12 protein-coding genes are annotated in these 18,300 nt (G+C 58.8%); 2 read left to right on the forward strand and 10 right to left on the reverse strand.

All coding sequences use genetic code 11. From position 1 onward, the window contains the following. Positions 1–208 precede the first annotated feature (208 nt). Both glmS and IVA91_RS14845 read left to right on the forward strand, forming a co-directional pair. The gene (gene glmS / locus IVA91_RS14840; protein WP_247458872.1) at positions 209–2,035 is read left to right on the forward strand and encodes a glutamine--fructose-6-phosphate transaminase (isomerizing); all 1,827 of its coding nucleotides are present in this window, start codon (positions 209–211) and stop codon (positions 2,033–2,035) included. A 987-nt stretch (positions 2,036–3,022) separates the two neighbouring features. Then, a complete protein-coding gene (locus IVA91_RS14845) occupies positions 3,023–4,372 on the forward strand; it encodes an MFS transporter (protein WP_247458873.1) in 1,350 nt (449 codons plus the stop codon). Between the two features lie 486 nt (positions 4,373–4,858). Here IVA91_RS14845 and IVA91_RS14850 read toward each other — a convergent pair whose 3' ends face one another. The 10 genes from IVA91_RS14850 to IVA91_RS14895 form a co-directional block, all read right to left on the reverse strand. Further along, on the reverse strand, positions 4,859–5,725 hold the full coding sequence (locus IVA91_RS14850) for an electron transfer flavoprotein subunit beta/FixA family protein (RefSeq protein WP_247414823.1): 867 nt from the start codon (positions 5,723–5,725) through the stop codon (positions 4,859–4,861). A gap of 415 nt (positions 5,726–6,140) precedes the next feature. Continuing rightward, positions 6,141–7,973 (reverse strand): nif-specific transcriptional activator NifA, encoded by a 1,833-nt coding sequence (nifA, locus tag IVA91_RS14855; protein WP_247458874.1) that lies wholly within the window; start codon positions 7,971–7,973, stop codon positions 6,141–6,143. Between the two features lie 187 nt (positions 7,974–8,160). Further along, positions 8,161–8,928: an SDR family oxidoreductase gene (locus IVA91_RS14860; RefSeq protein ID WP_247458879.1), complete on the reverse strand. Its 768-nt coding sequence runs from the start codon at positions 8,926–8,928 to the stop codon at positions 8,161–8,163. A 997-nt stretch (positions 8,929–9,925) separates the two neighbouring features. Further along, entirely contained in the window at positions 9,926–10,900 is a 975-nt protein-coding gene (locus IVA91_RS14865) for a nodulation protein NodZ (RefSeq protein ID WP_247414818.1), read from the reverse strand. 192 nt (positions 10,901–11,092) lie between these two features. Beyond that, complete coding sequence (locus tag IVA91_RS14870; RefSeq protein ID WP_247458875.1) at positions 11,093–13,105, reverse strand: carbamoyltransferase; 2,013 nt, start codon at positions 13,103–13,105, stop codon at positions 11,093–11,095. Between the two features lie 199 nt (positions 13,106–13,304). Continuing rightward, complete coding sequence (locus IVA91_RS14875) at positions 13,305–14,093, reverse strand: ABC transporter permease (protein ID WP_247458876.1); 789 nt, start codon at positions 14,091–14,093, stop codon at positions 13,305–13,307. A gap of 3 nt (positions 14,094–14,096) precedes the next feature. Continuing rightward, positions 14,097–15,011 (reverse strand): nodulation factor ABC transporter ATP-binding protein NodI, encoded by a 915-nt coding sequence (nodI, locus tag IVA91_RS14880; protein ID WP_247281314.1) that lies wholly within the window; start codon positions 15,009–15,011, stop codon positions 14,097–14,099. Positions 15,012–15,015: 4 nt separating this feature from the next. Further along, positions 15,016–16,728 (reverse strand): nodulation protein NodU, encoded by a 1,713-nt coding sequence (gene nodU / locus IVA91_RS14885; protein WP_247414813.1) that lies wholly within the window; start codon positions 16,726–16,728, stop codon positions 15,016–15,018. A gap of 11 nt (positions 16,729–16,739) precedes the next feature. Continuing rightward, the gene (gene nodS, locus IVA91_RS14890; RefSeq protein WP_247448605.1) at positions 16,740–17,369 is read right to left on the reverse strand and encodes a nodulation methyltransferase NodS; all 630 of its coding nucleotides are present in this window, start codon (positions 17,367–17,369) and stop codon (positions 16,740–16,742) included. A gap of 23 nt (positions 17,370–17,392) precedes the next feature. Beyond that, positions 17,393–18,300 (reverse strand): glycosyltransferase family 2 protein (locus IVA91_RS14895; protein WP_247458877.1); only part of this gene is annotated, 908 nt, incomplete at its 5' end.

Below are 18,300 nucleotides of genomic sequence, written 5' to 3' on the forward strand. Positions count from 1 at the left end.
GCTCATTGTCCGATCGCCAGAAAGTTGCTTTAGGATCTTCCGGCGAATTCGACTGGGCTCCACGTGTTGCTTGGAGCTCGCGCACCTCAGGTGCCGCGTGCCCGATGGAGGGCAGGCACGGCTAGATTGGCCGATAACTATAGCGAGCGAATTGGTCAGGCGCGCCTTGCGGGACGCTCTGTTTTGAACTTGAGGTAAACTGATTAGCATGTGCGGAATTGTCGGCATCTTGGGGCGCGGTCCGGTCGCGGATCGCCTCATCGATTCACTGAAGCGACTGGAATATCGCGGCTACGACTCAGCGGGCATCGGAACGCTCAAAGGAAACCAAATCGAGCTTCGACGCGCCGAGGGTAAGCTGAGGAACCTTGAGACACGCGTTCGGTGCCATCCGCTCTCAGGCCATGTCGGGATTGGGCACACGCGCTGGGCTACTCATGGCAAGCCGACGGAGCACAATGCTCATCCGCATGCAACGGACAATGTTGCAGTCGTCCATAACGGCATAATCGAGAATTTCCGCGAGCTGCGAGCGGAGCTAAAACAGCATGGCGCCTGTTTCGCCTCTGAAACAGACACCGAGGTGGTGACGCATCTCATCGACTTTTATCTGAAAGATGGCTGCTCGCCGCAGGAGGCAGTAAAAGCGTCCCTGCCGCGGCTAGTCGGCGCGTTTGCGCTTGCAATCCTGTTCAAGGGTCAACACGACCTCATGATCGGTGCGCGCAAGGGCTCACCACTCGCGATCGGGCATGGCGAAGGCGAAATGTATCTCGGATCGGATGCTATCGCGCTCGCGCCCCTTACCGGCTCGATCACCTACCTTGAGGACGGCGATTGGGCTGTGCTCAACCGCAACTTCAGCGTGGTCTACGACGCACAAGGCACAGTTGTCCGCCGGCAGATGGTGAAATCTGGCGCGTCGTCGGTTGTCGTCGACAAAGCAAACTACCGCCACTTCATGGCGAAGGAAATCCACGAACAGCCAGGGGTGATCGGGCAGACGCTGGCGCATTACGTCGATATCGCCACCGAAAGCGTAGCACTGCCGCAGGAGCTTCCGTTCGACTTCAACGAGATCGGACACATCTCGATCACGGCTTGCGGCACGGCAGGCTACGCCGGCCATATCGGCAAATACTGGTTCGAGCGGCTGGCTCGTATTCCGGTCGAGCTCGATGTCGCCTCCGAATTTCGCTATCGTGAGGCGCCGATGCGCAAGGGAGATCTTGCTATCTTCATCTCGCAGTCCGGCGAGACGGCCGATACGCTGGCCGCGCTCCGCTATGCCAAATCGCAAGGCCTGCATACCCTCTCGATCGTGAACGTACTGAGTTCGACCATTGCGCGCGAAAGCGGGACAGTGTTGCAGACACTCGCCGGACCTGAAATCGGCGTTGCCTCGACCAAGGCGTTCACATGCCAGCTCGTCGTCCTGGCGGCGCTTGCGGTCGCTGCTGGCAAGGCGCGCGGTGAATTGCCGGAGAGCGACGAGGTCGATCTCGTGCGAGCGCTGATCGCAATTCCGCGGCTCGTTACAGCGGCGCTTGCCAGCGAGCCGCAGATCGAGAAGCTCGCACGCGACATCGCCAAATCGCGTGACGTGCTATATCTTGGTCGCGGCACGTCGTTTCCACTGGCGCTGGAGGGGGCACTGAAACTAAAGGAGATCTCCTATATCCACGCCGAGGGCTATGCGGCCGGAGAGCTCAAGCACGGGCCGATCGCCTTGATCGACGAGAGCGTTCCCGTAATCGTCATTGCTCCCTGCGACCGGGTGTTCGAAAAGACCATCTCGAACATGCAGGAGGTCGCCGCACGCGGCGGCAAGATTATCTTGATAACGGACGCTCGGGGAGCCGCAGAGGTATCCATGGATTCACTCGCGACGATTGTGCTGCCGGAGATGGGTACGACGTTTACGTCGATTGTCTATGCGATTCCGGTGCAGCTTCTGGCCTACCACACGGCCATCCTGATGGGCACGGACGTCGACCAACCCCGAAATCTCGCGAAATCGGTAACCGTCGAATAAGGCAAGGTGATGCGACCTGGAATTGTCGTGGTCAGATTCCGAATGCGCACAAGCCTCGGTCAGATCGAATTACGATGTGCCGCCCGGCTCCTGGCCCGATGCCACCGCATGGTTTGTGCCGGTTCATAGCCCTTGCTTACGGAGGCTGAGACTCATGTGCAAATCTACGGCCAATCAGGTTACGAGGCCGGCGTGGCGTTGCCTCCGGCAAGCAAGGTGTCGCGAAAGGCTTATCACGGCATTCCGATTGCTTGGACCTGGCATAATTCGTGACAAACATCCAGGTTTTTCATACGGCGTGGAAGCCACATGAACCTGATCGATTGATCCAAACGAATGCCCGTTATCGCTGAGGTGGCCCGCTATGTTTCTCCCCCTCAGCGCGGGTTTTGGACCGCATTTAGGACCGCAGCGGCCCTCGAAGTATGAGGCGCGCCTCGCTTCGAAGGACAACGTGGCACTTGCCGAGCATGGCGATCGGCGCTATCGGACGGGCTCGATCGCCAGCACGCTCACCAAACGTTTTCCGTCAAACCTCAGGTTAGCTTGAGCAACTCGAGGCCAAATCGCTGGACATCGGGTGAGATGCTAACGCACCTCGGCCCCAATCGCAGGCTCGCGAGCTGTTCTAGCACGACATCTCACGGAGCTCTTCCCTGCTGCTCGTATGCCATGCATCTCGTCCTTCCTTTTCATTGCATGTCGGTGCGCCCAACGAGCGAATTCGGCCAGGCCACAGACAACAATCTTGTCACCGAGAATTGCCCGAGGTTTCAGTAGCTTGAGAGTCACTCCTGCCGTGCGAGCGGAATAACGCCCGAAAAACTGTGCGAGTTTGCGGCAATTGCCGAAAATATGCCGGAAACGTCAGGCGCTTACGGGTTGGTCGATAGTGCCCTGATGGCAGATTCGCGGCCATGAAACTGCACTCGGCTGGCGTGAGATTTTCTCCGGAACCGGCCATTTCAAACCGAGAGGAAACTCGCCATGTCACCAGCGTCCATCGCGCATGCGTCAAATGCCAAATCGCGCATTGGCGCCATCTTACGTGCGACGAGCGGCAACTTCCTCGAGCAGTTCGACTTCTTCTTGTTCGGGTTCTACGCCAGTGCCATCGGAAACGCGTTCTTTCCATCAGGAAGCGAAACCGCTTCACTGCTTAACACCTTCGGTGTGTTCTGGTTGGGGGCCTTGATGCGACCGGTTGGCGCAATTGTGCTTGGAGCCTATATTGACCAGATTGGCCGTCGGCAAGGCCTGATCATCACGCTTTCGATCATGGCTGTTGGCACCGTCATCATCGCCTTTTGTCCCGGCTATGCAACAATCGGCATTGCCGCACCCGCGATCGTGCTGTTCGGACGGCTGTTGCAGGGCTTTTCTGCCGGCGTTGAGGTTGGCGGCGTTTCCGTCTACCTCTCCGAGATTGCCACTCCGGGCAACCGCGGCTTTTACACATCGTTTCAGTCCTCGAGCCAGCAGGTTGCGATCTTTGTCGCGGCTCTTATCGGGTATTTTTTGAGCGAAGCACTTCCGGCCGAAATGGTTGCGGCCTGGGGCTGGCGGATCCCATTCTTCCTTGGCTGCTTGATCGTTCCGCTTATCTTCTTCCTGCGCCGGACGCTGGAGGAAACTCCGGAGTTTCTGGTCATGAAGACCCACCCAACGGCCCGCGAGGTCTTTACCTCCACAGTTGCAAACTGGCGCATTGTCATTCTCGGCATGATGATCGCGATGCTGACGACCACGACCTTCTATTTCGTCACAGTGTACACGCCTACCTTCGGCAAGCACGTATTGCAGCTGTCCTCGCAGAACACGCTCTTGGTGACGCTTTTGGTCGCCGTGACGAACTTCATCTGGAACCCAATTGGCGGCGCGATTTCTGACAGAATCGGTCGGAAGCCGGTCTTGCTGACCATTGCCGGCCTTGCCTTGGTGACTGTATATCCGGCGTTGTCTTGGCTTGTGACCGACCCAAGCTTTGGCAAGATGCTGGTAGTGGAAATGATGTTCTCGTTCTACTTTGGCACCTACAGCGGCGCCATGTTGGGCGCTTTGGTCGAAATCGTGCCGAAGCACGTTCGCACAACCTGCTTTTCTTTGGCCTTCGCACTCGCCGCAGCTCTCTTTGGCACCTTTACGCCGCTCGCATCGACTTGGCTGATCGATCGGACCGACGACAAGGCTTCGCCGGGTTTCTGGTTGATGTTTGCAGCTTTGCTCGGCATTATCGCCGCGCTCACGATTTATCCAGGAAACACCAAGAGAGTTGCGAAGCTGTCGCGACCCGAGCGGTCTAACCGGGCCGTAAGCGCGCAATTTACCACGCATTAGCAGCGCGCCCACGCGGGGACCTTCACGTCCAAGACTGAACTGAACGGGGTGCGCGGCGGTCCTTGCGGTGATCTCGCGGTGGTCCACGTGCCACTCTGCGGGTCACGGTTCTTCCTATGCGAGTCGAGCAGTATCGGGACGAGCCGTGGCTGATGTTGACCGGGAATGGCTGAGCACTATCGCCACGCTCGATTCGTTCTGTGGTCGGCGGCGCGATGATAATGCTCGCACTTTGCGGTTACGTGAAACACGGCAGAGCTCGCGCGAGGGAAATACATCCCTCGCGCGAGCTTCACGTGCGCTGCCAGGCAAACTTAACGCGCACGTCTTGAGGTTGCATGAATTCCCCAGTGGACTGGTGTATCGCAGCTCGCCAAACCTTAGCGAGCGCTCGAAAAGCTTGAATCGTGCCTGGTGCACCGAGCGACGGGCCAATGCATGACCACGACCCAGGCCAGCGCTGGCTCCGCTCGATCAGCCGCGACTTCACGCACCGCTAGTTTGCGCGGATGAGGTACCGCGCGCAAGCTGTGCGAGCTCCGTCTCGAGCGTAGGGTTGCGCTTGAACATGGCGTCGATCAACGCTTGCGCCGGCTGCTCGGCCGCTTCCACCCACGTCGCCTTCTCCGCTCGTACGGAGGGCGCGAAGACACGCTTGACGACGGTCGGCGACCCCCTCAGACCGCATTTGGCCATGTCATCCACGCCGGCAGTTTGAGCGCTCCATTTTACGATTGAGGCACGGGCCGCACGCAAGGCATCGATCATTGCACCGCGGCGAATTTGATTGCTTGCCTCTAACATGCTGATGAGACAAGGAAGCTTGGAACGCAGCACCTGGACTCCTCCTTCGCAGCGCCGTTCCGCATCGATCGTGCGTGCTTTGAAGTCCAACGCTTTGATTGTGGAAACATAAGTAAGCTGCTGGACCCCGAGCCTCTTCGCAATGCCAGGTCCCACCTGCGCCGTATCGCCGTCGATAGTCTGCTTGCCAGTGAATATGACGTCTGGTGGGCCATATTCCTTCCCGATGTTGCGAATCGCGCACGCCAGCGCGTAACTCGTCGCCAGCGTATCGGAGCCCGCGAAACTACGATCAGTGAGCAGGACAGCACGATCGGCACCAAATGTCAGCGCCTTTCGGAGAGATTCTTCAGCCGACGGCGGGCCCATTGTGAGAACAGTGATTTCGCCGCCGAACTTGTCTCGTAGCTCGAGCGCAGCTTCCAGTGCGAACAGATCATATGGGTTGATGATTGTCGGAACGCCCTGACGCATGATCGTATTCGTGACAGGATGCACGCGGATTTGTGCGGAGTCGGGGACCTGTTTGATGCAGACGATGCTGTGCATATGCTTCTCCTAAGATGTTGAGCAGGCTCCCCACGAATAGCAACTGTCATACCACTCCAGGCTTTTCGCCTATGAGCGACGAATGCAATAACTGGCGACTGACGGCGAGACCGTTGTCGGAACTGCGACGGGCTGCGTAAAGCGGACGTGATCTCTCTGATCTGAGCTGCGCCATAAACGGCGCGGCCGCGATCTTGCGCTAGTTCGACACCTAATCATTTCTCATAGGGCGAATACATTGCAAGCGGACGATGACCAGCACCGGCTGACGCGAAGAGGGCTTACACTTCCCGGCATGGCCACCCCCAAGCAGAGCACATCGGCTTCGTATCCGCTTCATGGACTAGAGTACCGCCTCTTGCACGCTCTCCTACCGCGCCCGGGCGAGCGAGAGACGCGCGAGCCGACTCTTTATTCAGAAGCGCTTGATCTCGATACCGTGCCTTCTCAAGGCATAGCCAATCTGGCGCGGCGTCAGTCCAAGCAAGCGCGCCGCCTTGGCCTGTACCCACCCGGACCTTTCCATCGCCGCGACTACGCGCTCGCGATCTGTGACCTTGGCGGCACCTATGCTAGGTCGGCCGGGTGGCTCTAGCGGCGTCAGTTCGCTACCGACCGGCTGATCGTGTGCCACAGGATGTGTCGGCGGCATGCTCAGCCTTGTGGGAAGTGAGATTATCGGGCTCGGCTGTCGCGCCACTTGCTCCGGCCCGCACTTCCATAGCGTGGCCGACAGGCATTGCCCGTGCCAGCAGGCAAAATCGTCTCTTCCGATCGATGATCCGTGCGCCAGGGTCGCGGTCCGCTGCACACAGTTCTCCAGCTCGCGGACATTACCGGGAAATCCGCAATTCATAAGAACGTCAACCGCACTTGAATCGAAGACCAGAGCACGGCCGTTCTCATTGTTGAAGTTCTTCAAGAATCGAGTGGCGAGAAGCGGAATATCAGTGCGTCTATCGCGCAGCGGCGGCAGTAGCAGAGGAACCACGCTAATGCGATAATAGAGATCGGCACGAAACTCCTTCCTTGCCACCGCCTCTTCAAGATTCTTATTCGTGGCTGCAATCACGCGGACGTCGACTTTGATCGTCTGATTGCCGCCCACCCGCTCGAACTCCTGCTCCTGAAGCACGCGCAGGAGTTTCGCCTGGAACGAGGCCGAGATCTCGCCAATCTCATCCAGAAACAACGTTCCCTTGTCGGCGAGTTCGAAGCGCCCCTTGCGCGCGTTGAATGCGCCCGTAAACGCCCCCTTCTCGTGACCGAACAATTCGGATTCCAGCACTGTCTCGGTGAGGGCTGCGCAATTCAGCTTGATAAAGGGGCGTTTGGCGCGCGCTGAACGCTCGTGAATAGCCTTCGCGACCAGCTCTTTGCCGGTACCCGATTCGCCACGCAACAGAACGGTGCTGTTCGATTTTGCGATCAGCTCGATCTTCTCAAGCATCGCGCGCAGCGCCGGACTGTCGCCGATAATTCCCTCGACTTGGACCTTCTTACGCTCCCGCTCATGAGGCTTGAGCTCGGACGACAGCTGCTTCTGCAGCCGGAACTCCTCGTCCATAAGCCGCCCGCGGTCGCGCACAAAGATGCAATGCAGCTTCGCCGTCTGGCCCACAAGGCTTGCGACCATGGTCAGCAGGCGGAGGTCGTCCTCGAGCTGCGCATGCGTCCCGTTGTCTGCGATGCGGTCGATGCTCAGCGTACCCACAACTTTCTCGTCAATTTCTATGGGAACGCCGATGAACGCAACACACGTATTACCGGCGGCGTCTAGCATCTCGACGTCCGAAGAACTGAAGATCGGCTGCAGCGCTACGTTCTCGACGATGAGCGGCCGGCCCGTCGCCACAATTTGATCAATTGCTCCTTGCGGCAAGCGCCCCCCGCAACGCGCGTCGCGCCCGTCGTCTACGATGATCTGGGGCACCCCGTCATGTTCGAACAGACATACGATGCCGCGCCGCATCTGCACGAGCGATGGCAGACGCTCGATGACGCTCGCCAGCTTGGCTTCGAGCCGGCATAGGCCGGTGAGCGTGTGCGCTATTTCAAAGATCGTGCTTAGCGATTTCTCTTGCGACGGCAGAATAGAAGCGGAAGGGCCCGCAGAAGCAGAAGGGCCCGCGTCGGAGGTTGAGTTTGGTCTTTCGCGCAGGGAAACGCTGTCCAGCATAATGACTTCTCCGTTCCTTTCTTGATCCTCCCCATCACCTCGATCGGACTTGTTGGACTCGTGTTGCATGCCTGCCTCGATCTGACATCCGGTTCTCAGGGCGGGGCGAGAGATGACGCCTCTTCATGGCACGCCGGCAGCACTTACAGTGCTAGATTTGCCGCTTTATTCTTTGCTACTCGCTGCGCGGATTCGCCCCGGCCAACATGGCTTCCACCGATGAAACTCAGTTAGCCGGGTTCAGGGACGAATTCACTCACAAGTGTTGCCCGCCATTGATCGGCACTTCGGCGCCAGTGACATAACTCGCCGCATCTGAACATAGGAAGAAAATGACCTTGGCGACCTCTTCGGGTGTACCCACCCGGCGTAGTGGGATCTTTGGCACAAGATACGCTTCCGTGTCAGGCGACAAAATGTCCGTCTTGATTTCGCCGGGCGCGATCGCATTGACGCGAATGCCATGTGAGGCGTAATCGTGCGCCATTTCGCGCGTGAGACAAGCGAGCGCAGCTTTCGACGTGGCATATGCCGTTCCTGCAAATGGATGCACCCGCGCTCCGGCGATCGAAGTCACATTGACGATCGAGCCTGAAGCCGCTTTTAGCTCATGGAACAGACCCTGAGCGAGCAGGATCGGCGCCACCAGATTGAGGTGGAACACGCGCATCCAGGTATCGACTGAGGTCGCCAGCGACGTCAGCCGGGCACCGTTTGGCGTTTTTGGTGAGTTTCCGGCATTGTTTATCAGTCCCTGCAGCGGTGCGCCGGCAAGGCGCTCCTTTATCTGGGCAATCACGCGCGGTAGCGTCCGATGATCGCTCAGGTCGACTTCGATATAGCTATCCCCCTCTGAGCCCCATGGGCAGCGCACCGCCTCGAATGGTTGGCGCGCGCAAGAAATGATGCGCCAACCGGCTTCCGAAAACAATCTTCCGGTGGCGCGACCGATACCGCGCGATGCCCCGGTCAATACCAGCGTTTTCCGCTCACGCAGCGGACGGCCCCCTCCATCGGCGTGAATTGGACCGCGAGCGTCCGTTTCCGACGATTGAGCTGCGACCGCATTGTCATCTGATAGACCTAGATTCACACGCGACTCCCGTCCGCTCCCCTCGCCTGTGCACCTGGTGCAGGATCCGGGCCAGAGCGATGCAGGGCACAGGTGGCGCGCTTTTAGGACGCAAATGGCAGGTTCCGAACATCTGGCCTGTTTGCTTTTCGACACCAGCAGCGCAGCAATGGCTGTCGTCGAGCTCCCGGATGCTGCCCACTGCGTGCGCTAAGGCTTCGAGCCGAGAGGCTGGTGTTTCCATCGCGAGCTCGACTGCGTCGTCCTCCATGAGTGGTCTGTGGGTCATGCGGGCTGGACGAGATAGGTTAGCTGCCTTTGGCGGAGATCAGGATTTAATGGCCAGTTCGTCCAAGTTGCTCTCGGCCATGGTACGCGCGGCCGCACATGCGGCTCTTGAGCAATATGGATGGGCCGCCGCCCCGCGGTTCATCACACCTCCGTCCGAAAGGACTCTGCGAGCGGCGCATGAACAAGGCCGTCGTCCAGAAAACGAGCTGACCGCAAAAGGGTTGCCCAGCAAAGGCGATCCATCTACCGGACGCGCCTCCTTGCTGCTGAGACATTCTGACGTGACTGTCTGTTACGTCAGATTTCCTCGGCGACCCGAACCGCCATTGCCGTGCTTTTCACCGTCTGGCCAGCGGTGGCGGATTTGGCCGGTGGATGACAGAACCATAACCTTTCCGCGCGACTCGACTTACACAGGAGGGCCCGAAGCATTGCGGGGCAAGGCCGCCGCTGCCCGCGGGCATTGGCCTTACGCTTCGCAGGTGTTCGCCCTCCCACCGCACTGCATCCGTGGTGGTGCGCCGGTCAGCCGTCGCTTGCGGGACGGAAGTCGCCATCCACCGATCCTGCGAGACGTTGCGAAACGCGATGGTGTCGAAGCCAGCAGTATCAGACCGATGATCTAGCCCGCCATTGCTCAGGCTCACATTCTGGCGCTTCATGAAGCCGCGAAATGCTCGTATGGGTTATCGATCATGGTCAAGTGCTCCGGCTTGCTCTGGTCGAATTCAATAATTCGTGGCACGAGCAGACGGGCATAGCGCGTGAAGGCGCTGGTGGGGGGAAAGCGGATCACTGTAGCGCATCGCGCAAGAAGATACATGTCGATGAGAGCGGAAGCTCCACCTTCAATTCCCATTTCCGCACTATGCAACGGCCCTGCCCGATCGGCCTGGAAACGTTTTGGTACGGCGAAGACATCGGGAAACAGATCCGATAATCGATCGAGCACCTGTGCACTGTCCGTGCACAGGAAGACCTTTACAGGCTTTGGATATGGCAAAGCCTTGGCTTTACGGATTGCCATGCAGACCTGACGAAGGGCGAGCTCCGAATCGGCCCAGTACGGCGCATGCTCCATGATATCTTCGCCATTGCCGTGCCGAACATGAACGCCAATGATGCTATGGCCGTTAAAGTGTTCCTCATACAAGGCGTCGATCCGCGCTTGAATCTCAGACCTGAGCTTGATGTTCCGAAAGATCAGTCGTTCGGCTTCCTCGCCACAACGCCACATCAGGCAGGCGTCACAGACAATGGTGTTGGCTTCGTTATCTTCTCTTGCCTGGAACAGCTCGGTCAGTTCGTCACGTTCTTTGAAGATCTGCTCATCCGGACGATTGATGCAGTCGATCGATGGCCTATTCCACCACCGCGGGAAGAACGGTCCGGGAAACGAGATCTGGTTGACCCGGTCATCGCAAATCACCGGTACCCCAGCGATGTCCTCAAGCGGCTCGAAGAACACCGGAAAGGCGTTGCTGAACGGTTGGTCGATGTAGCAGGAACCGCGCCAGTCAACGACGAGCGTCCGCCCGGTCCGCTGCGCGTACGACCAGGCTGACGCCAGCGACCAGAGGCAGTCACCAAAGCCGGTACGCCTCCGAGAAATAACAAAGCGTTCCTTCGTCAAGTTATCAAACCCTTCTCGTTGCGTAAGATTAGTTTTGTGTGGCGCACCTACTCTTGCGATTCCGATCCACGCCAATGGACGGCTGGTCACCTGGACGCAAGGCGATCAACCCGCAAGCCCTCCTCCACGGCACCGCGATTGGCAGGTCATGCAAGAGGCGTCCAAGGAGCCCTCTTCCGCATTGCCCACCTTTTACGACCGCGCAGTCTGTGACGGATGCAGCCGAATACGGCGCAGATCCCAGAGCCCGCGCAGTTCGTTCACGAGAGCTTCTCGCCTAGTCATGTCAGAGGTGACCCTGGCGAGAAGATCGGCAAGAACAGCTTCCTTCTCAATTTGCATCAGCATGTCGAACAGGTCATGCGAGACGCGCACGCTGTCCTGGCTGGAGTGACCCATGCGGATCTCGCAGACTGTCTCCTGGCGTTCTCGGCCCGCATGAGCGCGAACCCGGTAAAGAGATACATGGGGCGGCAGTGATACGGCGAGTGCAGTCCAGCTTTCGAGCGTTGTTGCCCGCTTCTTGACGAGGAATGACCCGACTACAAGACCATCCAGCTCGGTCGATAAAAACGCCGTAATCGCATCGGCAACGGAATCTACGATCGGTTCGGCATTGTTGTTGAAGGACGTATTAAGCAGAATCGGGACGCCTGTCCGGCTCTTGAACGCATTGATGAGTTCCCAATAGGCGGCATTGTTCGTGCGGGAAACCGTCTGCAGCCGAGCCGTACCATCGATATGCGTGATAGCGCCTAGCAAAGCACGCTTGGATTCGCGCACGCGAACGACGAAATTCATGAAGGGATATTCTGCGCGACCATCCGGCAACTCAAAGAACGCGCCCGCATCCTCCTCCAGAACCGATGGCGCAAATGGTCGATAACTCTCGCGCTTCTTGACCATCGCATTGATCCGGTCCTTGTTCGCCGCGGGTCTCGGGTCTGCAAGAATACTGCGGTTGCCGAGCGCGCGAGGGCCGAACTCCGATCGGCCCTGTACCCAGCCGATCACGGCGCCATCAGCCATCCACTCGGCTGCTCTGGTTGCGACGTCAGCGGTCCGTTCAACCTCCAGGTGTGCAGCCCATCCCTTCAGTTCCTGTTCGATGCTGTCGTCGCTGCCGACATCTGGCCCCCAATAAACCGCCTGTAGTCGCTCGCGGGGCGCAGGCTGCCCGGCCTCGTTCGACACCATCAGTGCCGCGCCCAATGCGCATCCGGCGTCATGCGCAGCCGGCTGCACGAAGATGTCTTCGAACAGGCCTGAATACAGGAGTTTTCCGTTCAGCGTGCAGTTGTGAGCCACCCCGCCAGCCAGGCACAACCGTTTCATTCCAGTCGACTCACGGTAATGCCGAAGAATGTGAAACACGATCCGCTCCAGCGCCTCCTGCAACGATGCGCTCACATCTCGATGCTGTTGCGTGAACGGCATTCCCTTTCGCCGGACCTCAATATTGCGCAGCAATGCCGGACCGATACGGTCGAGGTGAACGCGGTAGCCACCGTTTGCGGAGAGCTCATAGAATTGGGAAAAGAGCTCGCGATAGCGTGCGGGATCTCCGTAAGGAGCCAGCCCCATAACCTTATACTCGTCGAACAGGCCGTAGCCGAGATATCGGATCGTCTCCAGATAGAACAGTCCGAGAGAGTTATTCTCTGGAAAGGTCATAAGCTCGGTCATTTCGGTGCCCGACCCGACCGCCAAGAGACCCGACAGGAAGTCGCCACAACCGTCGATCGCGAGGACCAGGCTTTCTTCAAAACCCGACATCGCCAGAGCGCTCACGGCGTGGGCCTGATGGTGGCCTACGAATGACACCCGCGAAGGATCAACTTGGGTACCGAACTCCGTGGCTAGAAGATGCCGTAACAGCAGATTCGCATCTAGCGGAATTGAGATTTCCGGTTGTGAGATGAACAACCGTTCGAGCATCGCATTGCAATAGGCTTCAGTAGCGTAGAACGCAATACGATCGACGTCGCGAAGCTCCACACCCGCGGCTGCAAGACAGTATTCAATCGCACTGCTCGGGAGCTTGTTTGAATGTTTGATCCGGTTGAGGCGCTCCTCTTCCACGGCAGCGAGCACGCGCCCGTCCTTGACAAGTACTGCGGCGCCGTCGTGCAGAAACGTGTTCGGTAGTCCAAGGGGGTTTTCATAGACCCTGTCGAGGCCGCCACTCAATCCTAGACACAGCATCTTGTTCTCCGTTAATCCTGAGAGGCCTGTCGGCCTATTTCGTATCGCTTGCTTTGGGAGTAGGCCGCACGTCGCCGCGGGGCCGATCAGGCATCGCTAGCGTGACAAGACTCAGATAAGCGTCGCACGCGATAGGAAGTTCGTTACGCCCGATATCTCATCTCGCACGCGCGATGCTTCGCTTTAGGTCTTGTTCCTCTCACCGCATCAGGCGCTGCCGAAGCAGCATGGCCGAGACGAGGAAGGGAAATGCTGCGTAGATGCAAAGTGCGCCCACATGCAATCCGACGCTGTCGACCGGCCGACCGAGCATTGCCGGACGAATGAGATCGACCGAATGAGTCAGCGGCAATAAGGCCGCGATGCGTTGAAATGAACCGGGCAACTGGCTCATTGGGAAGATCGTCCCGCTCAAATACATCATGGGCGTGAGAATGAGCGACTGGTAGAAGATGAAATAGTCGTGGCTCGGTGCAAGTGCTGAAACGACCATTGCGAGGCTCGCGAAAGTAACGCCAGTGAGGGCGATGGCTGGTAACGCATAGGGGATGGATGACCACTCTGCGTAACCCAGCGCGACGGCGACAATCGTGATCGCGGTCCCGGCGAGCAAGGCCTTGCTCGCTGCCCACGCCACTTCGCCGAGAACAATGTCGCCGAGCGTAAGGGGCGTACAGAGCACTGCCTCCCACGTGCAATTTGTCTGCATGCGAGCGTAAGCCGCATAGATCGTTTCGAAGGTTGCGGAGACCATCGCGCTTGTGGCGACCATGCCAGCCGCCAGAAACGAGATGTATGAGGTCCCCTCAACACCACCTATGATCATTCCAAGGCCAAACCCGAGACCGAACAGAGAGCTCATCGGCTCGGCCAGATTCCCAAGAATCGATGCCAGAGCGACTTTCCGCCAAACCAAAAAATTGCGGCGCCATACCGCGATCCAGTTCCATGGATTAGCAGGGAACGCCGGCGCAAAACGTTGCCACATCGTTCAGTCCTTTATCTCTCGCCCGGTTAGCCGCAAGAAGACATCCTCCAGATTTGGAGGACGCTGCAGAAAGCGGAGATCCGTGCGGTTGGCAAGCCGGAGGCGCACCTGCTCTGGATCCGTGACATAGCAGAAGAGCGTCTCCCCGCTCACCTCAGCGCGCTGCACTTGGGGTCTGACCAACGGCAGCAGTTCATGCGGATTACCGCCGTAAATCTCGATCACTTGGCAGCCGATCTGCTGCTCGATCAGCGCGTGGGGCTGACCTTCGGCGATCTTACGGCCGTGCTCAAGCACGCACAGGCGGTCGCACAATCGCTCCGCCTCTTCCATGAAGTGGGTGGTGAGAAGGATCGTTTTGCCGCGCGCTAATAGCGAGCGCAAGCGTTCCCAGATCAGGTGACGGCCGTGCGGATCAAGGCCGGTCGTCGGCTCATCAAGCACCAAGAGCTGCGGGTCGTTAATGAGGGCCCGTGCCAACGTCAGGCGTCGCCTCATGCCGCCGGACAGTTCGGCGACGCGGGCATCCGCCTTGTTCTCCAGGCGCGCGAATTCGAGCAGTGACGGCGTGACCGCTTTCACCTCAGCCGCGCTCATGGCGAAGTAGCGCCCGAAAACGAGCAAGTTTTCGCGCACCGTGAGCTGAAGATCAAGGTTATCGAACTGTGGGACAACCCCGATCCCCCGCCGCGCCAAGGGCGCCCGTGCCGGCACTGGCTCGCCGAGCACGCATATCTTACCTGCGTCGGGCGATGCAACACCCAGGATCAAACGCGCGAGCGTGCTTTTACCCGCGCCGTTTGGTCCCAGCAGACCGAAGCACTCTCCCGGCGAGACCATAAACGAAAGAGCGTCCACGACGACCCTGTCGTCGTAGAACTTGCTCACCTGGAAAAGGTCGACTGCCGCGGTTGACATTTGCTTACGCCATCGCGACGGACGTTATTCGCGCCGCTTCCTCGCTTGCGCGTTTTTTTGTCCAAAGCAGCCCGTCACACCATACGTGATCGACGCGTCCCCACTGGCACGCGGCGGCAGCATCCGGGAAAAAGCCGCGTCCATGCAGATTGGCGCTGGTATTGCAAAGCAGCGGAATGCCTGTGAGCTTCTCGTATTCGACGAGAAGCTCGGCCACTTTATGCTGAGAGGTTCTGGAAACGGTCTGTAGACGAGCAGATCCGTCGAGATGTACGACGGCGGGAATTTTGTCCCGCCATTCCGGTCGCGTCTGGTGATCGAACAGCATGTACGGATCGGGTATTCCAGGGCTAAAAATCTCCGCCGCACGATCCTCCAGGCATATCGGCGCTACCGGCCTGAAATGCTCGCGAAGTTTGATGTCGTTGAGATGATCTTTCATTCCTTCCCAGCTCGCAGCCGCGAGAATGCTTCTGCCACCCAAGGCTCGTGGTCCGAGCTCGGCTCGCCCGGCAAGGAAGACCACTGGCTTGTCGCAAGCGAGGATTGCCGCAAGTTCGCCCATAGTGCAGGGCGCGCCCTCCCATTCGGGCGGGACTTCGCTGGGACGCACGGCCGGTCCACTGTAGACCGACCATTCCAGAGCTCTAAAGCCTTGCTGTGCCGCCAGCGCAGAGCAAGCAGCACCAATGGCTGAGCCGCTGTCGTTCGGAAAGGGCGGCACCCACACGACATCGAATAGGCCGGTCGCACGAAATGCACTATTCCACTTAATATTCAGGCCACAGCCGCCGGCTATGCAGAGGTTACGCGCCCCCGCAAGATCCGAATGCCGCTCCACAACATCAGCAATGGTGCGAACCAGCAGACGCTCTAGAAAAACGTGAAATGACGCAAGGACGTCTTCGGCTTGCTTTTCCTTCAATCGCATTGCGCACGCATCGAAGAAGTCGTGCAGAGCTTCAAGCGGCGCTTGTGAGCTGTTGATCTCTCCAAGCTCAGGACAAGCGCCCTCAGCATCCGTGGCAAAGTGCGCCTCATAAAGTTCATGAAACGTCTTAATACTGTCCTCGTCGGGCGATCCCAGCGCGATATAGGCCATCAGCTTGCCGGCAATACCGAGATCCCAGCTGGTGCGGTCTGCCCGCCTGTAAGGTCCAAAGTGATGTCCTGCCGTCGCATAGGCGTGACCTATCATCGGAAACAGGCACTCGATGAACCGGATGCCATGGGGCTCGACATAGTAGAGGCGTGGAAACATGCAGCCGTCCCACACCAAGCAGAAAGCAGATTGCGCGGATTTGGCAAACGAGCTGGCGCAATATGCGGATGCTACGTGCCCGGTGACATGGGGATAGCTTTGATAGGGATATAGCTTCCCATCAAGCATGAGGCCGATGCCATCGCGGGACGTCAGGGGGCTATCGCCTAGCCGTTCGACATACGGCGCGCCCTTGAGCTTGATGGTCGTCGTCCCACTAAGGACTTCAAACTGCGACTCGAACTCTCCATCCCAGCCATCAATAACGAACTGATCAACATCGCTCGGATGCAGCCCGTGCTCCGCCAAGGCGCTAACAACGGCATCCAGGTTGTCGATGGTTTGATAACGCGGATTGTTGTTCAGCTTCTCCTGTTCGACACAAAACACCACCCGGCCGTGCTCGATCAGAGCGACTGCCCCGTCATGCGTCAGCTTGATACCGCAGATACGCATAGTGGCTCCTTTCAAGCTCGGCCGTTAGGACGGATCGAAGATCGCTCCGGATTGCGAAAGCGGACCAACAAGCAGTCTTCGTCAGCCGACTGCCCCTGGCACTGCACGCGTTCGACCTCGATGAGCGCTTCAGTCAACATCGTGATGACTGTCTCGGCGCCAGCGACATGCCCCCATCGCCTGCAGGTGGCATCACGTGCAGATCCGAAGACCAGATGCCCACCTGGAGCAAGCATCTTCACTATTTTGTCGATTGCTGTACGCATCCGTGTCATGTCTTCGAGATAGTAGAGAACTTCGGCGACCACGATCAGATCGAACAGCTCTTCGGTCGAGAACTGCAGAATATCGCTCGCCGCCCAGCTGATATGCGACCACCTCTTGGTCCGCTGGACCGCTCGACCGATCGCTCGCGGCATAACATCGATGACCGTGAGCCGTTTGCAATGAGGAGCAAGCTTCTCTGTGAATGCACCGGCCGCGCACCCGATCTCGAGCCCGGTTGAGACGGCGCCGTTCGACAGCGATAGCCGTAGCAATTGGGTGTGACGCTCACGTTCGAACGGATTGTCGTCAAGCCGCCACGGGTCATCGTTAGTCAGCTCCCGTTGCAACGATTGATATGTCTTGTCCACGCTCACCACTAAATGCCCCTATAAAGCTGTCAGTCAGTCTCGGCCGCAATGCCATCAGACGCGGTCAGCTGCGAGGGAGCGCGCGAAAGACCGGCCCCGCGAATTGAGCCAGGCGTTTCCGATACCGGGTTAAGGCTTGGTCCAGTTGTCGCGTCTTCGATCGAGGCCTTCGATTCGTCAACGTGTGATGATTTCGCTACTTTGCGCGAGAGCCAGTCGCTGTTGCTCAAGGTACAGAGCGCATAGGCTTTCATCGGGAGCAGGAGGAAGATGTTGATCGGGGTGTGGAGCGAGAAGCCGATAAATCGAAGCTCGCCGGCACGAAGGGCCGCCACGCCGCATCGAATCATGGTCATCGCGACGATGGTCAGACCGGTCCACCAGGGCACGGTGCCGGTGAGCGCGAGCTGAGCGAGCGCGGCAATCGATGAGATGGCGAGCAGCAGCGGCCCGAGGTTCTGTCCGAGCACGTCGAGCGTAAGGTACCGGTCCAGGGCGGGCAACAGGTGCAAACCCAGCAGCGTGTCGCGGTAAGTGCTCCGCGCCCAGCGGAGCTGTTGCCGCAGATACGGCAAGAGCCTGTCCGGGACCACCGTGGCGGCGATGGCGTCCGGAACGTACTCGGTTCGAAACCCTGCCTTGAGCATGAGGATGGTTAGATGGCGGTCCTCACCGAAGTCGCTCGGCTTTCCCCGGAAGAACTGCGTCTCGTACTGGTCCAGCAGCAACAGCAGCGCGGAGCGGCGGTACATGGCACACGGCCCGCAGCAGCACATGACGGCACCAAAGCGCGTCTGCGCCGCGCGCTCCTCGTTGCAAGCCAACCAGTACTCCATGTCGATCAATCGGGTCAGCCAGCTGTCGTTCCGGTTGCTGGCCGTCAATTGCCCCATGGCCGCGCCGACGGCTGGATCCTGCATCTTGCGTACGAGTTTGC

The organism is Bradyrhizobium sp. 153 (assembly GCF_023073835.1).
Classification (GTDB): Bacteria; Pseudomonadota; Alphaproteobacteria; order Rhizobiales; family Xanthobacteraceae; genus Bradyrhizobium.